We start from the raw sequence: 16,406 nt of genomic DNA on the forward strand, positions 1-16,406 counted from the left end.
GGATTTATCCCCGTTGGGTTGCGAAGCGACCCTGAAAATTTGGGGACTGCTGCGCAGTCCAACGGGGATAAATCCCCTCGCCACAGGTTTTGTACACACCTCAGTTTTTGTGTGCACCTCAGGCTTTTTGTCAGCTATCAGCCAATAACGGGGGCTTTCATCCAATCAATCTCAACCGCTGGAACCGGCCGCCCAAACCAATACCCCTGCCCCAACTCACATTCCTGCTCCAGCAAAAACACCGCCTGCTCCGCCTGCTCGATCCCTTCAGCATGCACCTGCATGCCCATGCTGCGAGCCAGCGCGATGATCACCCGAACAATCGCCGCATCATCCTCATCCCACGGCAGCCCCGCGACAAACCCCTGATCAATCTTCAGCTTCTGCACCGGCAAGCGCTTGAGCCGCAACAGCGACGAATAACCGGTACCGAAATCATCAATCGCCAGACGAATCCCCAACTCACGCAAGCGGTGCATCTGCTCCAGCGCCACTTCCGGATCGTCCATCACAGCGCTCTCTGTAACTTCCAGCTCCAGATACGCCGGATCCAGCCCAGTCTCGCGCAGCACCTGTGCCACTTGTTGATACAGCTCACGCCGCGCAAACAATCGCGACGAAACATTTACCGCGACGAACGACAGCACCACCCCGGCCCGCTGCCACTCGCACATTTGCTGGCAAGCCTGCTGCATCACCCAGGCATCGATTTCGGCGATCAACCCGGTGCGCTCGGCAATCGGAATGAATTCCGCAGGCGACACCAGTCCACGCTGCGGATGCTGCCAGCGCACCAGCGCTTCTACGCCGATCAGGCGACTGGTTTTCAGGTCATGCACCGGTTGGTAGTAGACGCGCAGCTCTCGCAGCTCTAGAGCGCGGCGCAGTTCGAAAGCGAGTTCGACCCGTTGCTGAGCGTGAGCGGTGAGCTCTTCGGTGTACAAGGCGTAACCGTTGCGCCCGCTGTTCTTGGCTTTGAACAGCGCGGCATCGGCGTTGCGCAACAGTTGTTCCGCGCTCAAGGCATCGCTGGGGAACAGGCTGATGCCGATGCTGGCATTGATGAACAGTTCGTGGCCGTCGATGCAGAACGGTTCTTTGAAGCCATCGAGAACGCGCTGGGCCAGCGCCGCCGCTTGCGCAGGCTGTGGACAACTTTCCGCGAGCACCGCGAACTCGTCACCGCCGAGCCGCGCCAGGGTGATGCCGGGGCCGAACAGTTCCTGCAACCGCGCCGCCACCGCTTTGAGTAACCGATCACCGACGTTATGCCCGAGGCTGTCGTTGATCATTTTGAAGAAATCCAGATCGATCAGCAGCAGCGCACAGCCACGTTTGTGGGTCTGCGCAGACGTCAGCGCTTGCTCGGCGCGATCGCTGAACAGCAGGCGATTGGGCAGATCGGTCAATGGGTCGTGGTGGGCGAGGTGTTTGAGTTCGTGCTCGGAATCCTTGATCGCGGTGATGTCGGAAAACACCGCCACGTAATGGCTGACCTCACCGCGATCATCGTGAATGACGCGAATGGTTTGCCATTGTGGATAAATCTCGCCGCTTTTACGGCGGTTCCAGATTTCGCCGCTCCACTCTTCCTGCGACGCCAACGTGGCGAACATCGCCTGATAGAAGCCCGGCGGATGGTGGCCGGACTTGAACAGGCTCGGGCGCTGACCGATAACTTCTTCACGCTGATAACCGGTGATTTCGATAAAGGCGCGGTTAACGTGGACGATCAGCCCCTGACGATCAGTGACCAGCACGCCTTCGCGGGTGCAATCGAACACGGCCGCCGCCTGCCGCAGACGCTCGCGATCAGCGTGCCGTTCGCGCAACCGCGCTCCGATGCCGAGAAACTCACACAAACGTGCGCGCGCCAGAAAAATCAGCCCGGCGCTGACCGCCGCAAACAGATAACCGTTGATCAGTTGCCAACGAGCAAGATCGACGGAGTTATCGAAGAAATTGTTTAATAAATAATCAGAACCTTGCAACCAGACAGCGGCAAGCACGAGATAGAGCAGCGCTGCACGCAAGGCATCGCGATAAGTGGCAGACATTCGGCTGTCCATGTCCCTACAAAAAGGTTGGAATTATAGGCCAAGTAACATCCAGCGACTCTTATCTGAAAGGGCGACTGGTTTTATCTGTGTGCTTAGTGATAATGCAACGGCTGTTTTTATCTTTATCGAGGGCCCTATAGCCTATGTGGTACGAAGGTTTTCTTGGCTTGTCGGCCTGGTCTCTGGTCGCGGTCACCCTGCTGATGACCCACGTGACGATTGTAGCCGTCACCGTCTATCTGCACCGTTATTCGGCCCATCGCTCGCTGGAGCTGAATGCTGGCCTGAAACATTTCTTCCGTTTCTGGCTGTGGCTGACCACGGCGCAGAACACCCGCGAGTGGACAGCCATCCACCGTAAACACCACGCCAAGTGCGAAACCGAAGACGACCCGCACAGCCCGGTTATCAAAGGTCTTTCCACCGTGCTGCGTACCGGTGCCGAGCTGTACCGCGCCGAAGCGCAGAACCCGGAAACCCTGCGCATCTACGGCAAGAACTGCCCGGAAGACTGGATCGAACGCAACGTCTACAGCCGTTATCCGCTGCTGGGCGTGGCGATCATGGGGGTTATCGACCTGATGCTGTTCGGCACCATCGGCATCACCATCTGGGCGATCCAGATGATGTGGATCCCGGTGTGGGCCGCTGGCGTCATCAACGGTCTCGGTCACGCGGTCGGCTATCGCAACTTCGAATGCCGCGACGCGGCGACCAATCTGGTGCCGTGGGGCATCCTGATCGGCGGCGAAGAACTGCATAACAACCATCACACCTACCCGAACTCGGCCAAGCTGTCGGTGAAGAAGTGGGAGTTCGACCTCGGTTGGGCGTGGATCAAAGTCTTCAGCTTCTTCCGTCTGGCCAAGGTTCAGCGCGTTGCACCGATCGCCCACCGTGTCGAAGGCAAGGGCAATCTGGACATGGACACCGCGATGGCGATCCTCAACAACCGCTTCCAGATCATGGCCCAGTACCGCAAATTGGTGATTGGCCCACTGGTTCAGCAAGAACTGGCCAAGGTCGATCACTCGGTGCGTCACCAGTTTCACCGGGCCAAACGCCTGCTGTCGCGGGAAACCAGCCTGCTGGAAGACCGTCATCACTTGCGCATCCAGAACATGCTCGAGCACAGCCAGGCACTGAAGGTGATTTACGAAAAACGCCTCGCCCTGCAGCAGATCTGGGTCAAGACCAGTTCCAATGGCCACGACATGCTCGCCGCCATCAAAGAGTGGGTTCACGAAGCGGAAGCCAGCGGCATCCAGTCTCTGCGCGATTTCGCCGGCCAGCTGAAAACCTACTCTCTGCGCCCTACTGCCTAAACACCGGCCCCAAGTAGGAGCTGCCGCAGGCTGCGATCTTTTGATTCTGTTTGTTGAAATCAAAAGATCGCAGCCTCGTTTCACTCGACAGCTCCTACAGGTGTGCCGCAATGGCCACTTGGCAGGATCCGGTAAAAACCGGGAACTTCGCCCAAAATCCCCTATCTCAAAGACACTTCGCCATCCCGGCGGGCTGTTCTGTGGCCGTTGTCGATTGCGGCACGCCCTTTGAGACTTGTGCCGATGGTCAATAACAACCAAAAAGACTCATCTTTCCCGCAGTGGCCCGAAGCCGCGCAAACCCTCATGGCGTTGATGCACGCCCAGGGCGAAGTCGCCCGTTTGAGCGAACGCGAACAGCTGTTCAGCTCGCTGCTGGTCAGTGTCAACGCGGTGCTTTGGGCGTTTAACTGGGAAACCCGCCAGGTGCTGTACGTCAGCCCCGCGTATGAACGGATTTTCGGCCGCTCCGCCGGCCTTCTCCTCGCCGACTACAACCAGTGGCGCGACAGCATTTACCCCGACGACCTCGAATACGCTGAACGCAGCCTTGCCGAAGTCCTGCACAAGGGCGCGGTGGAAGATCGCGAATACCGCATCATCGCCGCCGATGGCCAGATCCGCTGGCTCAGCGACAAATGCTTCATCAATCGTCAGGACGATAGCGGGCAACCGGTGATCATCGTCGGCATTGCCGAAGACATCACCGAAAAGAAGCAGATGGAAACCGAGCTGCATCGTCTGGCGACCACCGACGTACTCACACAAAGCAGCAACCGCCGACACTTCTTCGAATGCGCCCACCGTGAGTTTGAAGAGGCGCGGCTGCAAGGTTCGCCGATGGGGTTTTTGCTGCTGGATATTGATGACTTCAAAGTGATCAACGACAGTTACGGGCATCCCGAGGGCGACAACGTGTTGCAGCGAGTCGCCGAGTGCGGGCGCGGCTCACTACGACGCGGCGATCTGTTCGGGCGGATTGGCGGGGAGGAATTTGCGGCGGTGTTTCCGGGGTGCGCGCCGGATATGGCGATGCAGGTCGCGGAACGCTTGCAACAGGAGATTCAACGTCTGAGTTTCAACCACGATGGCCAGACCTTCAGCATCACCGTGAGCCAGGGCCTGACCAGCCTCACCGACGAAGATGAAAGCCTCGACAGCCTGTTCGCCCGTGCGGATGCAGCGATGTACGAAGCCAAACGCCAAGGCAAGAACCGCATCATCTCTGCCTGAATATTCGATTTGAAATGCAAACCTGTGGCGAGGGGATTTATCCCCGCTGGACTGCGCAGCAGTCCCCTGCTTTTTTGAATCAAAAGAGGGGCCGCTCCGCAGCCCAACGGGGATAAATCCCCTCGCCACAAACGCCCGACTCTTACAAGTATGGTGTGGGCGGGTTACTTACGCATCCGCATCAGCTCCGGCAAGCCGATCTTGAGCAGCCGTGCCGTGCGGCTCTTCGCCAGCTCTTCGATTCCTTCATGCTCAGTCAGGTGCGCCATTTGCGCCGCCATGTTCATCACCAGCGCTTCACGGGAATACACCCCGCCACCGAGTTGATACACCGCCGCAATCAACTCACGCAGCTCCAGCGGCAATCGCCAGCGCGTGCGCAACGCCGATCCATACGCCGCACCAAACTCCGCGAGCGCCTCGCCGACTTCTTCCAGCTCGTCCAAAGCTCCGCCGGCCTGCTGCCATTCCTGCAAACAACGCAGCAACGCCAGATCACCCAACCGATGCAGCATCCCCGCGCAGTAGCAGCGCTCCTGATCCAGATCGAGCAAACGCGCCAACGTACGCGCGTATTCAGCGGTGTGCAGCGAAAGCCCCCAATAACGCTCGGCATAATCCGCCAGACACGGATCGCTGAGCCTGGCGCTACGCTTGAGCGCCAGCCCCAGAATCAAATTCATGCTCTGCCCGGTACCGAGCCGGTGCAGTGCCTGCGCCAGTGTCTGCACGGGCGCGCCATGGTGTTGCGCGGCGCTGTTGGCGGCAGCGATCAACACCGCAGTGATCTGCGGATCGGTTTTAATCTCATCTTCGAGCACCTTCAGATCCAGCCCGCCAGGGTTGAGGCTGCGCTTCACCGCCACCTGCACATCGGTCATCAGCGGCGCGCCGTCGGCCTGCTCACGGCGTCGCTCGAGAAACACCGACAGCGTCATACCCGGCGCCAGCCCCGGAACCTCGCAGAACACCTCTTCCCCGGCATTGAGCAGCAACCCCTGCAAACGCTGAGTCAGGCTTTCCATGTTCAGCGGCTTGGTCAGATACGCCGTCGGCGCCAGCGGAATCGCTTCGCGCACGCTGGCGCTGTCGTTGCGGCTGCTCATCAGAATGAACGGCAGCGGCGGATTGCGTTTGCGCTGCCGCACGCTGCGCAGCACGTTTAAACCATCGATGCCGGGCAGCTCCCAGTCAACGATGGCAAGGTCATACGGCACTTCGCTGAGCAACGACATCGCTTGCTGGCCATCGGCGCACAGATCCAGCCGCGCATCGCAACGCACGTTCAGCAGCACTTGTTTGAGCAGGTCGCGCGACCACGGGTCGGCCTCGGCAATCAGCACTCGGGGTACGGCGGGTAAATCAACGGCGGTCATGCGCGCTCTCCCTTGCAATGCCTGAACCTTAGCCAATGCTGGCCTTTCGATACAGTGCTAAAGCCCCCGATGTGTTTCAAGGGGCGTAAAAAAACCCGCCGAAGCGGGTTTTTTGTCGATCAGGTCACACTGGGTGATCAGAGCTCGGAGAAGCACTCTTCGATGATCGCCAGACCTTTGTCCAGTTGCTCGTCCGGCGAGGTCAGCGGTACGAGGACGCGCAGAACGTTGCCGTAGGTGCCGCAAGACAGCAGGATCAGACCCTTGTCGCGTGCCTTGGCCACAACCGATGCAACTGCTGCAGCGTTCGGCTTGTGGCTGTCGCCGTTTTCGAACAGCTCGACCGCGATCATTGCGCCCAGCGCACGGACTTCGCCGATCACCGGGTACTTGGCCTGGATAGCCTTCAGGCCAGTCACCAGACGCTCGCCGACTGCTTTGCAGCGATCCAGCAGGTTCTCTTCTTCGAACACTTCCATCACTGCCAGCGCAGCGGCGCAAGCGATCGGGCTACCGGCGTAGGTGCCACCGAGGCCGCCTGGAGCAATGGCGTCCATGTATTCGGCCTTGCCGCAGACACCGGCCAGCGGGAAGCCGCCAGCGATGGATTTGGCGAAGGTGGTCAGGTCGGCAGCAACGCCCATCTGTTCCATGGCGAAGAAAGTGCCGGTACGGCCAGCGCCGGTTTGTACTTCGTCAGCGATCAGCAGGATGCCGTGCTGGTCGCACAGAGCGCGCAGGCGCTTCATGAATTCCTTCGGCGCGACGTAGAAACCACCTTCACCCTGTACAGGCTCGATGATGATCGCAGCGATGTCTTTCGGCTCGGCGTCGTTCTTGAAGATGCGTTCGATCGAAGCGATCGAATCGTCGATGCTCACGCCGTGCAGTTCGTTCGGGTACAGCGCGCGGAAGATGCCGCCTGGCATCAGGCCCATGCCGGCCGAGTAAGGCACGACTTTACCGGTCAGGCCCAGGGTCATCATGGTGCGACCGTGGTAAGCGCCGGTGAAGGCGATCACGCCGGCACGGCCAGTGGCGGCACGGGCGATTTTCACGGCGTTTTCGACGGCTTCGGAACCGGTGGTAACCAGCAGGGTTTTCTTGGCGAAATCACCCGGGATCTTCGCGTTGATTTTTTCGCACACTTCTACGTACGGCTCGTAAGCCAGCACCTGGAAGCAAGTGTGGGTCAGCTTGTTCAGCTGTTCGGTCACGGCGGCGATGATTTTCGGGTGCACGTGGCCGGTGTTCAGTACAGCGATACCGCCGGCGAAGTCGATGAACTCACGACCTTCAACGTCAGTCACGGTAGCGTTTTTTGCCGACTCAGCGAAGATCGGGTGAATCTGGCCAACACCACGTGGAACAGCTGCGGTACGGCGGGCCATCAGTTCAGCGTTAGTCTTGCTCATTACAGTCCTCATTCGCCGCTCATCGGGCGGCGTGGTTCAAGGATTAAGCGGGAGGAAGCGACGGTGGCAGCATGCGATGATCGACTGCCACGGCGTTCCCGGCCGCAGAGAAAATTCCGGTTTTGAAACGACGCAAAGGGACAGCGCTCTCGTGCCCTTTGCGTTTGCAGCGATCTTTGACCGGGCTTAGATGCCCAGGCAGAGGTATTTGATTTCCAGGTAATCTTCGATGCCGTACTTGGAGCCTTCACGGCCCAGACCCGAAGCCTTGATGCCGCCGAACGGCGCGACTTCGTTGGAGATCAGCCCGGTGTTGACGCCAACCATGCCGTATTCCAGCGCTTCCGCGACACGGAACACACGACCGAGGTCGCGAGCATAGAAGTACGAAGCCAGACCGAACTCGGTGTCGTTGGACATCGCGATCACTTCGGCTTCGTCTTTGAAGCGGAACAGCGGCGCCAGCGGGCCGAAGGTTTCTTCCTTGGCCACAGCAGCATTTTTCGGCACGTTGGTGAGGATGGTCGGTTCGAAGAAGTTGCCTTCCATCGCCTTGCCACCGGCCAGCACGGTCGCGCCTTTGGCCACGGCGTCAGCAATGTGTTCTTTGACCTTGGCCACGGCTTTTTCGTCGATCAGCGGGCCAGTGGTGGTGCCGTCTTCCAGACCGTTGCCGATCTTCAGTTTGGCCACAGCCACTTTCAGCTTCTCGGCGAACGCGTCGTAGACCGAATCCTGGATGTACAGACGGTTGGCGCAGACGCAGGTCTGGCCGTTGTTGCGGTATTTGGAAATGATCGCGCCTTCGACGGCCTTATCCAGATCCGCGTCGTCGAACACGATGAACGGCGCGTTACCGCCCAGTTCCAGCGAGACTTTCTTGATGTCCTTGGCGCATTCAGCCATCAGCTGACGACCAATTTCGGTCGAACCGGTGAAGGACAATTTGCGCACGATCGGGTTGCTGGTCAGCTCGCTGCCGATGTCGCCGGCGCTGCCGGACACCACGCTGAACACGCCCGCAGGAATGCCGGCGCGCTGAGCCAGTTCGGCCAGGGCGAAAGCGGAAAACGGTGTTTGCGAAGCAGGCTTGAGCACCATGGTGCAACCGGCAGCCAGTGCCGGGCCGGCTTTACGGGTGATCATCGCGGCCGGGAAGTTCCACGGGGTGATCGCGGCGGTCACGCCGATTGGCTGCTTGATCACGATCAGACGCTTGTCTGGCTGATGACCCGGAATCACGTCACCGTAGATGCGCTTGGCTTCTTCGGCGAACCACTCGATGAACGAAGCGGCGTAAACGATTTCGCCCTTGGCTTCGGCCAGCGGCTTGCCCTGCTCGAGGGTCATCAGGCGCGCGAGGTCGTCCTGGTGCTCGATCATCAATTCGAACCAGCGACGCAGCTTGCCCGCACGCTCTTTGGCGGTCAGTGCACGCCAGGCCGGCAGCGCTTTGTCAGCGGCTTCGATGGCACGGCGGGTTTCGGCGGCGCCCATTTTTGGCACGGTACCGAGGATTTCGCCGGTGGCCGGGTTGTTAACCTTGATCGTCTGACCGTTGTCCGCATCGACCCAAGCGCCATCAATGAAGGCTTGCTGGCGGAACAACTGGGTGTCTTTAAGCTGCATGTCGGCTTTCCTTAACAGCACCGCGGCCTGCGCGGAGCAAATTATGATTGTAGAAAGGCGCCTCGCAAGGCTGCCGTCAGGGAAATCAGTGACCGGGTGTGGCGCATCAACCGTGGACGATTCGAACCACCGGCGCTTCAACACCCGCTCAACGAGCGTTTGAAATCTCAAACGGATCGTAGGATCAAAGGGGTTAAAGGACAATAGGTCGTTCGAAAAAAAGAACAAAAACGCCGCTTTTGCCGGATTTTTCAGATCAACGAGCCAAACCCGGTGCCGCAGCAAAACCATAGATCAACCCCGGGAAAGCGCCAAGCGAGGGTTTTGCAGGACGTTACAGCTTTAAGGAATACAGTGATTTAAGCGGACACGCGCACTGACAAACCCCAGCATGGACGCCCCGAGCCGACCTAGGTATGATGTCGCCCGCTGCACCAGTAGCTCAGCTGGATAGAGTACTGCCCTCCGAAGGCAGGGGTCGTGGGTTCGAATCCCGCCTGGTGCACCATTGATCTAAACGAGAAAGCCCCGGACTGATGAAGTCCGGGGCTTTTTTGTGGGCGATGGTTTTATGAAAAGATCGGTTGGAAACAAAATCACACGACAATCGGGTTCATTAGGCCAGCGGTTTTCGCCACACTACGTAGCCAAACCTGAGCCTTTGCGATCAATGTAAAGACTCGCCAGAACTGGTCGCGGACAGCCCAATGATTGATCAGAACGACACAGCCTATCCTGCAGCCCCTCAAGGGGAGCTTTTGCTTTTTGAAAGCTCCGAAGGCCAGGTACGCCTGGAATGTCGATTCGAGTCCGAAACGCTTTGGCTATCTCAGTCGATGATTTGTGAACTGTACGGTAAGGCCAAAGCAACCATCAGCGAACATATCAGCCATATTTTTGCCGAGGGCGAGTTGTCAGAGGATTCAGTTGTTCGGTTTTACCGAACAACTGCCGCCGACAACAAACCTTACAACGTCAAGTATTTCAGCCTGCCCTTGATTATCGCGGTGGGATACCGCGTCCGTTCCAAGCGAGGAACCCAATTCCGTCGATGGGCCACCCAGGTAATTCAAGAATATCTGGTCAAGGGCTTCGCCATGGACGATGAGCGATTGAGAAACCCTCCAGTGGGGCACTCACAGGTACCTGACTATTTTGACGAGCTGCTTGAGCGCATCCGAGATATTCGAGCCAGCGAAAGACGGGTTTATTTAAGGGTGAAGGATATCTTCGCGATGGCGGCCGATTATGTGCCGTCCAACAAAGATACGACTGCGTTCTTTCAGATCATCCAAAACAAGCTTCATTTCGCCAGCACCGGCCTGACTGCCGCCGAGTTAATCTTCCAGCGCGTTGACGCCTCAAAACCCTATATGGGTCTAACCAACTTCAAGGGAGATGAAGTGCGCAAAAGCGATGTCACAATCGCTAAAAACTACCTCATCCAAGAAGAAATCAATGCTCTCAATCGCATCGTTACGATGTGGCTGGATTTCGCCGAAGACCAAGCAATGATGCGCAAACAGGTTTTTCTGCGGGATTGGCAGGAGAAGTTGAACCAGTTTTTGGAATTCAACAGCCGCCAGATTTTGCAAGGATCGGGGCACACAAGTAATCAAGCAGCGGAAGAAAAAGCCCGAGCTGAATATGAAATTTATGCCGAACGACGCAGGGCTCTGAAAGAGACAGAAGGCGAACGGTCAGCCATTGAAGCACTACGCCACATTTCACAAAAGAGTCGGCACTGAGCCAACAGCCTTGGATCAGGCGACCAAAAACTGAACAAGCGCGTGAAGCTCAATTCATTCCGTCGTCCAATCAAACTCATCATATTCTTCGTCATCCTCTTCCCCCTCAACCTCCTCAAAAACCTCGTCCTCATCAACGACGTTTTCTTCCGGCTGGTTCAGCAGAAATTCCTTACGTGCCTCGGTAATAGCGCGCCGCATCTCTTCGCCCTTTTGCGGGCAGTTGAGCAGTTGGGCAATGCGGTCAATTTTCGATGCCACGTTGTCCTCCGGCGTATTGGCAATGCCCCGATAGTGCGCGTTTTTGCGGGGCATTGCCAAATGGCTGAGGTTTACAGGGTCATTTTTCTTGCAACTGTTCGAGCCGGGCGTCGAGATCGACGTTCGGGTAGCGTTTGTGCAGGTTGTTGAACAGGCTGTCGGCGGCTTGCGATTGGCCGGATTCGCGCAGGCGCAGGACTTCGCGCAGTTGTTCGTCGAGGCCGTTGGGTGGGGCGGCGGCGCGCTTGCTGACCTTGGCTTCATCGGCGCTGATCGCCTGGCTTTGCATAGGCGCGGCCATTTCCATCATCGGCGCGGGCGCGGCTCGGGGCGCTGCCGGGGCGGACAATCGGTGCAGTTGCGCGGAGTCCGCTTCGGCCATCGGCACAGCGAGTTTCGGCGCCGGGGCGTAGTCGTAATGGCGCAGCGGTTCGGGCGTGCGCTGCACCAGCGACAACATCAACGCGACGCCGACGAGGCTGGCGAATGCGACTTGCCAGCGCGGTTTGCGGCAGGCCCGCAACCAGCGTTGCCACAGGCTCGGTTGCACCGCAGGCGTTTCGCGGCGCGCGGTATTGAGGATGAATGCGTCGAGATGCGCTGGCGGCTCAGCGTTGTGCTGTTCGCGCACGTGTTTGATCAGAGGATCTTCGGGTGTCTGGCGGGCGTCAGTCATGTGAGTACCTCCTCGGCCAGCAGCCGACGCAGTTTTTGCTGGGCGTAGCGCAAGCGGCTTTTGACGGTTTCCAGCGGTGTTTCGGTGAGGCTGGCGATTTGCGCCAGGTCGAGGTCGCCGTGGGCGCGCAGCAAGAACACTTCGCGCTGGTCGGCGGGCAAGGTTTGCAGGGCGCTTTCGAGGCGCTGACTGTCGCGGCTGAGGCTCAGCAGTTGCTCGGGATCGGTCGCTTCATCGCTGACCGCGTGAGTTTGTTCGTCATAGCTGTCGTGCAGCGGTTGTTGCGCGCCATGTTTGCGCCAGTGATCGATCAGGCGGTTGCGTGCAATCTGGAACAGCCACGTACGAAATGTCGCGCGACCTTGTGGCTGACTGGCGCTGCGGATCAGGCTGAGCCAGGTTTCCTGAAACACCTCATCGGCCAATTCCGGTTTACCGCTCAACCCAAGCAGAAACCGGTACAAACCCTGACGATGGCGAGCGTACAAGATCTCGAACGCCGCGCCGTCGCCCTCGCGATAACGCGCCAGCAGCGATTCATCGCTGCTGGCGGTCGGGCTGTCTGCCGAAGCAAATAGCTGGCTGATAAAACCCTTCAGACGATTCACTTATTCAATCCGTCGTTCAATGGCCTGCGCATTCGATGCGGTAGAAGTGCGCAGGCTCTGCGTCAGCTGCACCAGTTGCACGAACTCGTTGCGCAAGCCGAAACGGTCGTCGCCGCGACCGCCACGGGCCAGTGTTTCGGTGTCTTTCAGGCTGAAATCGCCGGTGTAGCGGCCGTCCTTGAGTTGCTGGGAAAACGCGGCGACCGCAGCGGCAAAACGCAGATCTTCACTGGGGCTTTTCACCTGATTGGCAATCGGCCGCTCGATCAGCAGACTTTTCCCACCTTCGGGCTGTTGATATCGCACACGCAGCATCGCCAATTCCCCGTTCGCCTCAGAAACCGCTGGCGTCGATTTGCCGTATCGCAACGGCTCCAACCAACCCTTCTCGCCTGCCGGAACAATTTCGTACAGCGCGGTCACCGTATGTCCTGCACCGATTTCGCCGGCATCGACCTTGTCATTGCTGAAATCCTCACGCTTCAAAGCGCGGTTTTCGTAGCCGAGCAGGCGATATTCGCTGACCTGCGCCGGGTTGAACTCCACCTGCAACTTAACGTTTTTTGCGACCACGGCGAGTGTCGAACCGAGTTGATCGACCAGCACTTTGCGCGCCTCGCGCAGGTTGTCGATGTAGGCATAGTTGCCATCGCCCGCATCGGCCAACTGCTCCATCAAGTGTTCATTGTAGTTATCCACCCCAAAACCCAGGGTGGTCAGCGAGATTCCGGTTTTGCGTTTATCCACAGCCATTTGCTTGAGGCTGTCGAAGTCGCTGACCCCGACGTTGAAATCTCCGTCAGTGGCCAAGAGGATGCGATTGATGCCTTTGCCGATGAACGCCTGCTGCGCCAATGAATAAGCCAGTTCGATGCCTGAAGCGCCTGCGGTCGAGCCGCCAGCGGTCAATTGCTCAATAGCTGTACGAATTTTCGCCTTTTCCCGTCCGGATGTCGGTTCAAGCACCACTCTGGATTCTCCGGCATACACCACCAGCGACACGCGATCCTGATCGCGCAATTGATCGACCAGCAATTTCAGCGTGCTTTTCACCATCGGCAAACCTTCACGACGACCCATCGAGCCGGACACATCGACCAGAAACACCAGATTGGCCGGAGGCAATTCCGCCACCGCGCGATCGGAGGCTTTGATGCCGATGCGCAGCAAGCGCGTGTGCGGGTTCCACGGTGAAGCGGCCAGCTCGGTGGTCACGCCAAACGGCGAGCCATCGCTCGGCAGCGCGTAGTCATAAGGGAAGTAATTGACCATTTCCTCGAGCCGCACCGCACCTTCCGGCGGCAGGCGTCCTTGATTAAGCAAACGGCGGACGTTGGCATAAGCACCGGTATCGACGTCGGCGCTGAAGGTTGAAACCGGGGTTTCGGCGACGCTGTGAATCGGGTTATCGGCCAGCGCTTGATATTGCTCGCGCTGCTCGTCGCGATAGCCTTGTGGATAACTTTCGCTCTGCGGCATCGGCGCGCTGCCCGCGTTGGGCATTTTGTACAACGCGCGTTTAGCCATTGTGCTGTCGGCCATCAGCGCTTCCTGCTGGATCAATTGCGCAGGCTGAGCGGGCGCCGGCACGGCAGCGGATTCCGGGTTGGAGGAAACGCCGCAACCGGCCACCGCCAGCAACACACCGACAGCAACGGGCCGCAAAAAATACACAGGACGGGACATGGGGGCTGACCTCGGGGATGAAATTGATCATTCATCCACTGAGACGGGCCGCCCCTTCAGTTCGGGTTAAACGCCGCTGAAAATATTTTCAGCGGTGATAACGCCGTACCGCACTGCTGTTGCGCAGCACGTGACCTTTGATTTTTTCCATCAGTTCGGCGCGGGTCAGACCAGCCGGCAAGGCGTCCGGGGCCAGATCAAGGGCGTAGATCTGAATGATGTAGTGGTGCGCGCTGTCGCCCACGGGCGGGCACGGGCCCATGTAATGGGTGTTGCCCTTGCTGTTGGTGCCGCCGACGCCTTCGAACGCGGATTTCGCACCGACACCCGCCGCAATCTGGTGCGTGGTGGATTTGATGCCGTAGTGAATCCAGTGATCGACGCCCAGACCTTTCTGGCCGTCCGGATCGTGCATGACGATCGCATAGCTCTGGGTACCCGTCGGGCCGGCGTTCCAGCTCAGCGCCGGCGACTGATTCTTGCCGCCGCAACCGGCCGCATCGCTGGCCGCTGCCGAGGTGAACAGACGGTTGTCGGAAACACCCGGGATGCTCAGGGTGAAACGCTCCTGGGCCTGCGCCGGAAACTGCACGCAAAGGGCGACGGCAATGGCCGCCAGCCAAGGGTTGAGAGAGGTCAATCGGGTCATTCCGGGAGCACCTTGTGCAGTTGGGCCGTCGTCGGCTTGCAGACTATAGCTGTACCGTTCGTGCCGTGGCACCAGGAAATCGCTGAACCTCGCACCACGGCGCAAACTCGTAAGAGAAATGCCTGTGAGGAAGCCGATCATGTCCCTGCACCGTGTCGCCCGCTTCGCCGATGTCCCTGAAGACCGTGGCCTGCAAGTTGAAATCGGCGACTGCAAGATCGTTTTGCTGCGTGCGGGAGGCCAGCTCCGCGCGTTTCAGGTCGAATGCCCACACGCCGGCGCGCCGCTGGCTGACGGCGCGTTGTGTCACGGACGGCTGATTTGCCCGTGGCACAAGGCTGCTTTTCGCGCGGAGGACGGCGCGTTGTGCGAGCCACCAGCGCTCGACAGCCTCAAGCGTTATCCATTGGAATTGCGTGGCGATGAGGTTTGGGTCGATGACCAAGCGCTGGCGGATCCGCACACGCCGCCGGCTGACGATGCGCGTACCTTTGTGATTGTTGGCGCGGGCGCAGCAGGCACCGCGTGTGCGGCGGCGTTGCGCGAAAAGGGTTTTGGTGGCCGCATCGTGATGATCGACCGCGAACCCGACGCCGGTTACGACCGCACCGTGCTGAGCAAATTTGTCCTCGCCGGGGACATGCCGCCGGCAGAGACGCCGCCGCTGCGTGATGAAATTTTCTATAAAGAGCAGCGCATCGAACGTCTGCAAAGCGAAATCACTGACATCAATGCCGGGACTAAAACCCTGCACCTCAATGACGACCAAACGTTGAGTTACGACGCCGCAGTATTGGCCACTGGCGGCGAACCCAATCCACTGGAATTGCCCGGCGCCTACCTGCCGCAAGTCTTCGTGCTGCGCTCAAAAGCCCAGGCCGAACAGATCATGAAAGCGGTCAGCCCCGATCAACGCGCGGTGATCATCGGCGACAGCTTTATCGCCCTCGAATGCGCGTCAGCCCTGCGCCAGCACGGTCTCGACGTCACGGTGCTGGCGCGCCACGAGATACCTTTCGCGGCGCAATTCGGCGAGGCGGTGGGCAAAGCGATCCGCGCGCTGCATGAAGAAAAAGGCGTGAAATTCATCACCGATCATGAGGCGACTGAGATCATTGGCGACGGCAAAGTCGAGGCGGTGCTGCTGGACAACGGCCTGCGCATTTCAGCCGATCTGGTACTGGCGGGGATCGGCGTACACCCGGCGACTGAGGCGTTCGCGTCACTGCCGAGGGAAAAAGATCAATCTTTGCGCGTTGATGACGGCATGCGCGTTACCGAAGGACTGTGGGCAATTGGCGACATCGCCACCTTCCCGCTGCACGGCCAGCCACAACGCATCGAACACTGGCGCCTGGCTCAGCAACATGCGCGCATCGCGGCGGCCAATATGCTTGGCGGCGAGGAGCATTATCTGGACGTGCCGTTTTTCTGGACGTGGCATTTTGGCAAGAATTACGACTACCTCGGACCCGCCGAGCATTGGGATGAAGTCGAGTTTCTTGGCGAGCCGGAGCATCCGCCGTTTATTGGGTTGTTCGGCAGAAACGGCATTCTGGTCGCCGCGGTGGCCTGCGAAAAGGAACGAGCGATGGCAATGCTCGCCGAACGCATGAAACAACCGCTGATGATGGAAGAAGCCTGGGCACTCATCCGCGACTGACGCCCCCCCCTGTGGGAGCCGAGCTTGCTCGCGAAAGCGTCGGGTCAGCCAATAACGATCTCGGCTGTGCTGACGTC

General features: G+C 59.0%; 13 protein-coding genes and 1 tRNA gene. 5 read left to right on the forward strand and 9 right to left on the reverse strand.

Going from position 1 to position 16,406, the window contains the following annotated elements:
* Nucleotides 1–137 precede the first annotated feature (137 nt).
* Nucleotides 138–2,057: a phosphodiesterase DibA gene (dibA, locus tag QMX93_RS24810; RefSeq protein WP_282358294.1), complete on the reverse strand. Its 1,920-nt coding sequence runs from the start codon at nucleotides 2,055–2,057 to the stop codon at nucleotides 138–140.
* A 146-nt stretch (nucleotides 2,058–2,203) separates the two neighbouring features.
* On the opposite strand from dibA, the gene desA reads away from it, so the two are divergent.
* On the forward strand, nucleotides 2,204–3,385 hold the full coding sequence (gene desA / locus QMX93_RS24815) for a delta-9 fatty acid desaturase DesA (RefSeq protein WP_159811956.1): 1,182 nt from the start codon (nucleotides 2,204–2,206) through the stop codon (nucleotides 3,383–3,385).
* Between the two features lie 243 nt (nucleotides 3,386–3,628).
* Entirely contained in the window at nucleotides 3,629–4,618 is a 990-nt protein-coding gene (locus QMX93_RS24820; protein WP_282358295.1) for a sensor domain-containing diguanylate cyclase, read from the forward strand.
* Between the two features lie 164 nt (nucleotides 4,619–4,782).
* On the opposite strand, the gene QMX93_RS24825 is transcribed toward QMX93_RS24820, so the two are convergent.
* The 3 genes from QMX93_RS24825 to gabD all read right to left on the reverse strand — a co-directional run bounded on the left by QMX93_RS24825 (nucleotide 4,783) and on the right by gabD (nucleotide 9,038).
* Nucleotides 4,783–5,994 carry a response regulator gene (locus tag QMX93_RS24825; RefSeq protein ID WP_282358296.1) on the reverse strand — a complete coding sequence of 404 codons (1,212 nt, stop codon included), beginning with the start codon at nucleotides 5,992–5,994 and terminating at the stop codon, nucleotides 4,783–4,785.
* A 137-nt stretch (nucleotides 5,995–6,131) separates the two neighbouring features.
* Nucleotides 6,132–7,409 carry a 4-aminobutyrate--2-oxoglutarate transaminase gene (gene gabT, locus QMX93_RS24830; RefSeq protein WP_008080000.1) on the reverse strand — a complete coding sequence of 426 codons (1,278 nt, stop codon included), beginning with the start codon at nucleotides 7,407–7,409 and terminating at the stop codon, nucleotides 6,132–6,134.
* Nucleotides 7,410–7,595: 186 nt separating this feature from the next.
* Nucleotides 7,596–9,038 carry an NADP-dependent succinate-semialdehyde dehydrogenase gene (gene gabD, locus QMX93_RS24835; RefSeq protein ID WP_282358297.1) on the reverse strand — a complete coding sequence of 481 codons (1,443 nt, stop codon included), beginning with the start codon at nucleotides 9,036–9,038 and terminating at the stop codon, nucleotides 7,596–7,598.
* 431 nt (nucleotides 9,039–9,469) lie between these two features.
* Between gabD and QMX93_RS24840 the strand changes: the two genes are divergently transcribed.
* Both QMX93_RS24840 and QMX93_RS24845 read left to right on the forward strand, forming a co-directional pair.
* Nucleotides 9,470–9,546, forward strand: a tRNA-Arg gene (locus QMX93_RS24840).
* A gap of 199 nt (nucleotides 9,547–9,745) precedes the next feature.
* Nucleotides 9,746–10,786, forward strand: a complete 1,041-nt coding sequence (locus QMX93_RS24845) for a virulence RhuM family protein (protein ID WP_282358298.1) — start codon at nucleotides 9,746–9,748, stop codon at nucleotides 10,784–10,786.
* Between the two features lie 54 nt (nucleotides 10,787–10,840).
* Here the strand turns inward: QMX93_RS24845 and QMX93_RS24850 are convergent, their stop codons facing one another.
* The 5 genes from QMX93_RS24850 to QMX93_RS24870 form a co-directional block, all read right to left on the reverse strand.
* Nucleotides 10,841–11,107, reverse strand: a complete 267-nt coding sequence (locus QMX93_RS24850; RefSeq protein ID WP_256671822.1) for a hypothetical protein — start codon at nucleotides 11,105–11,107, stop codon at nucleotides 10,841–10,843.
* 19 nt (nucleotides 11,108–11,126) lie between these two features.
* Nucleotides 11,127–11,723: a hypothetical protein gene (locus tag QMX93_RS24855; protein WP_159811950.1), complete on the reverse strand. Its 597-nt coding sequence runs from the start codon at nucleotides 11,721–11,723 to the stop codon at nucleotides 11,127–11,129.
* Nucleotides 11,720–12,310 (reverse strand): RNA polymerase sigma factor, encoded by a 591-nt coding sequence (locus tag QMX93_RS24860; protein ID WP_282358303.1) that lies wholly within the window; start codon nucleotides 12,308–12,310, stop codon nucleotides 11,720–11,722. The genes QMX93_RS24855 and QMX93_RS24860 overlap by 4 nt, the downstream gene beginning before the upstream one ends.
* 21 nt (nucleotides 12,311–12,331) lie before the next feature.
* On the reverse strand, nucleotides 12,332–14,017 hold the full coding sequence (locus QMX93_RS24865) for a VWA domain-containing protein (protein ID WP_282358299.1): 1,686 nt from the start codon (nucleotides 14,015–14,017) through the stop codon (nucleotides 12,332–12,334).
* Between the two features lie 88 nt (nucleotides 14,018–14,105).
* Nucleotides 14,106–14,666, reverse strand: coding sequence for a YbhB/YbcL family Raf kinase inhibitor-like protein (locus tag QMX93_RS24870; protein WP_282358301.1), 561 nt, complete (start codon nucleotides 14,664–14,666; stop codon nucleotides 14,106–14,108).
* A 139-nt stretch (nucleotides 14,667–14,805) separates the two neighbouring features.
* On the opposite strand from QMX93_RS24870, the gene QMX93_RS24875 reads away from it, so the two are divergent.
* Nucleotides 14,806–16,329, forward strand: coding sequence for an FAD-dependent oxidoreductase (locus tag QMX93_RS24875; protein WP_282358302.1), 1,524 nt, complete (start codon nucleotides 14,806–14,808; stop codon nucleotides 16,327–16,329).
* The last annotated feature ends 77 nt before the right edge of the window (nucleotides 16,330–16,406 follow it).

This window comes from Pseudomonas sp. PS01303, from assembly GCF_029959385.1.
In the GTDB taxonomy this organism is placed as follows: Bacteria; Pseudomonadota; Gammaproteobacteria; order Pseudomonadales; family Pseudomonadaceae; genus Aquipseudomonas; species Aquipseudomonas rustica.

What these genes read in the sequence shown, in the direction of transcription:
- dibA (WP_282358294.1), bottom strand. Translation starts at nt 2,057, where the DNA reads ATGTCTGCCACTTATCGCGATGCCTTGCGTGCAGCGCTGCTCTATCTC.
- desA (WP_159811956.1), top strand. Translation starts at nt 2,204, where the DNA reads ATGTGGTACGAAGGTTTTCTTGGCTTGTCGGCCTGGTCTCTGGTCGCG.
- QMX93_RS24820 (WP_282358295.1), top strand. Translation starts at nt 3,629, where the DNA reads ATGGTCAATAACAACCAAAAAGACTCATCTTTCCCGCAGTGGCCCGAA.
- QMX93_RS24825 (WP_282358296.1), bottom strand. Translation starts at nt 5,994, where the DNA reads ATGACCGCCGTTGATTTACCCGCCGTACCCCGAGTGCTGATTGCCGAG.
- gabT (WP_008080000.1), bottom strand. Translation starts at nt 7,409, where the DNA reads ATGAGCAAGACTAACGCTGAACTGATGGCCCGCCGTACCGCAGCTGTT.
- gabD (WP_282358297.1), bottom strand. Translation starts at nt 9,038, where the DNA reads ATGCAGCTTAAAGACACCCAGTTGTTCCGCCAGCAAGCCTTCATTGAT.
- QMX93_RS24845 (WP_282358298.1), top strand. Translation starts at nt 9,746, where the DNA reads ATGATTGATCAGAACGACACAGCCTATCCTGCAGCCCCTCAAGGGGAG.
- QMX93_RS24855 (WP_159811950.1), bottom strand. Translation starts at nt 11,723, where the DNA reads ATGACTGACGCCCGCCAGACACCCGAAGATCCTCTGATCAAACACGTG.
- QMX93_RS24865 (WP_282358299.1), bottom strand. Translation starts at nt 14,017, where the DNA reads ATGTCCCGTCCTGTGTATTTTTTGCGGCCCGTTGCTGTCGGTGTGTTG.
- QMX93_RS24870 (WP_282358301.1), bottom strand. Translation starts at nt 14,666, where the DNA reads ATGACCCGATTGACCTCTCTCAACCCTTGGCTGGCGGCCATTGCCGTC.
- QMX93_RS24875 (WP_282358302.1), top strand. Translation starts at nt 14,806, where the DNA reads ATGTCCCTGCACCGTGTCGCCCGCTTCGCCGATGTCCCTGAAGACCGT.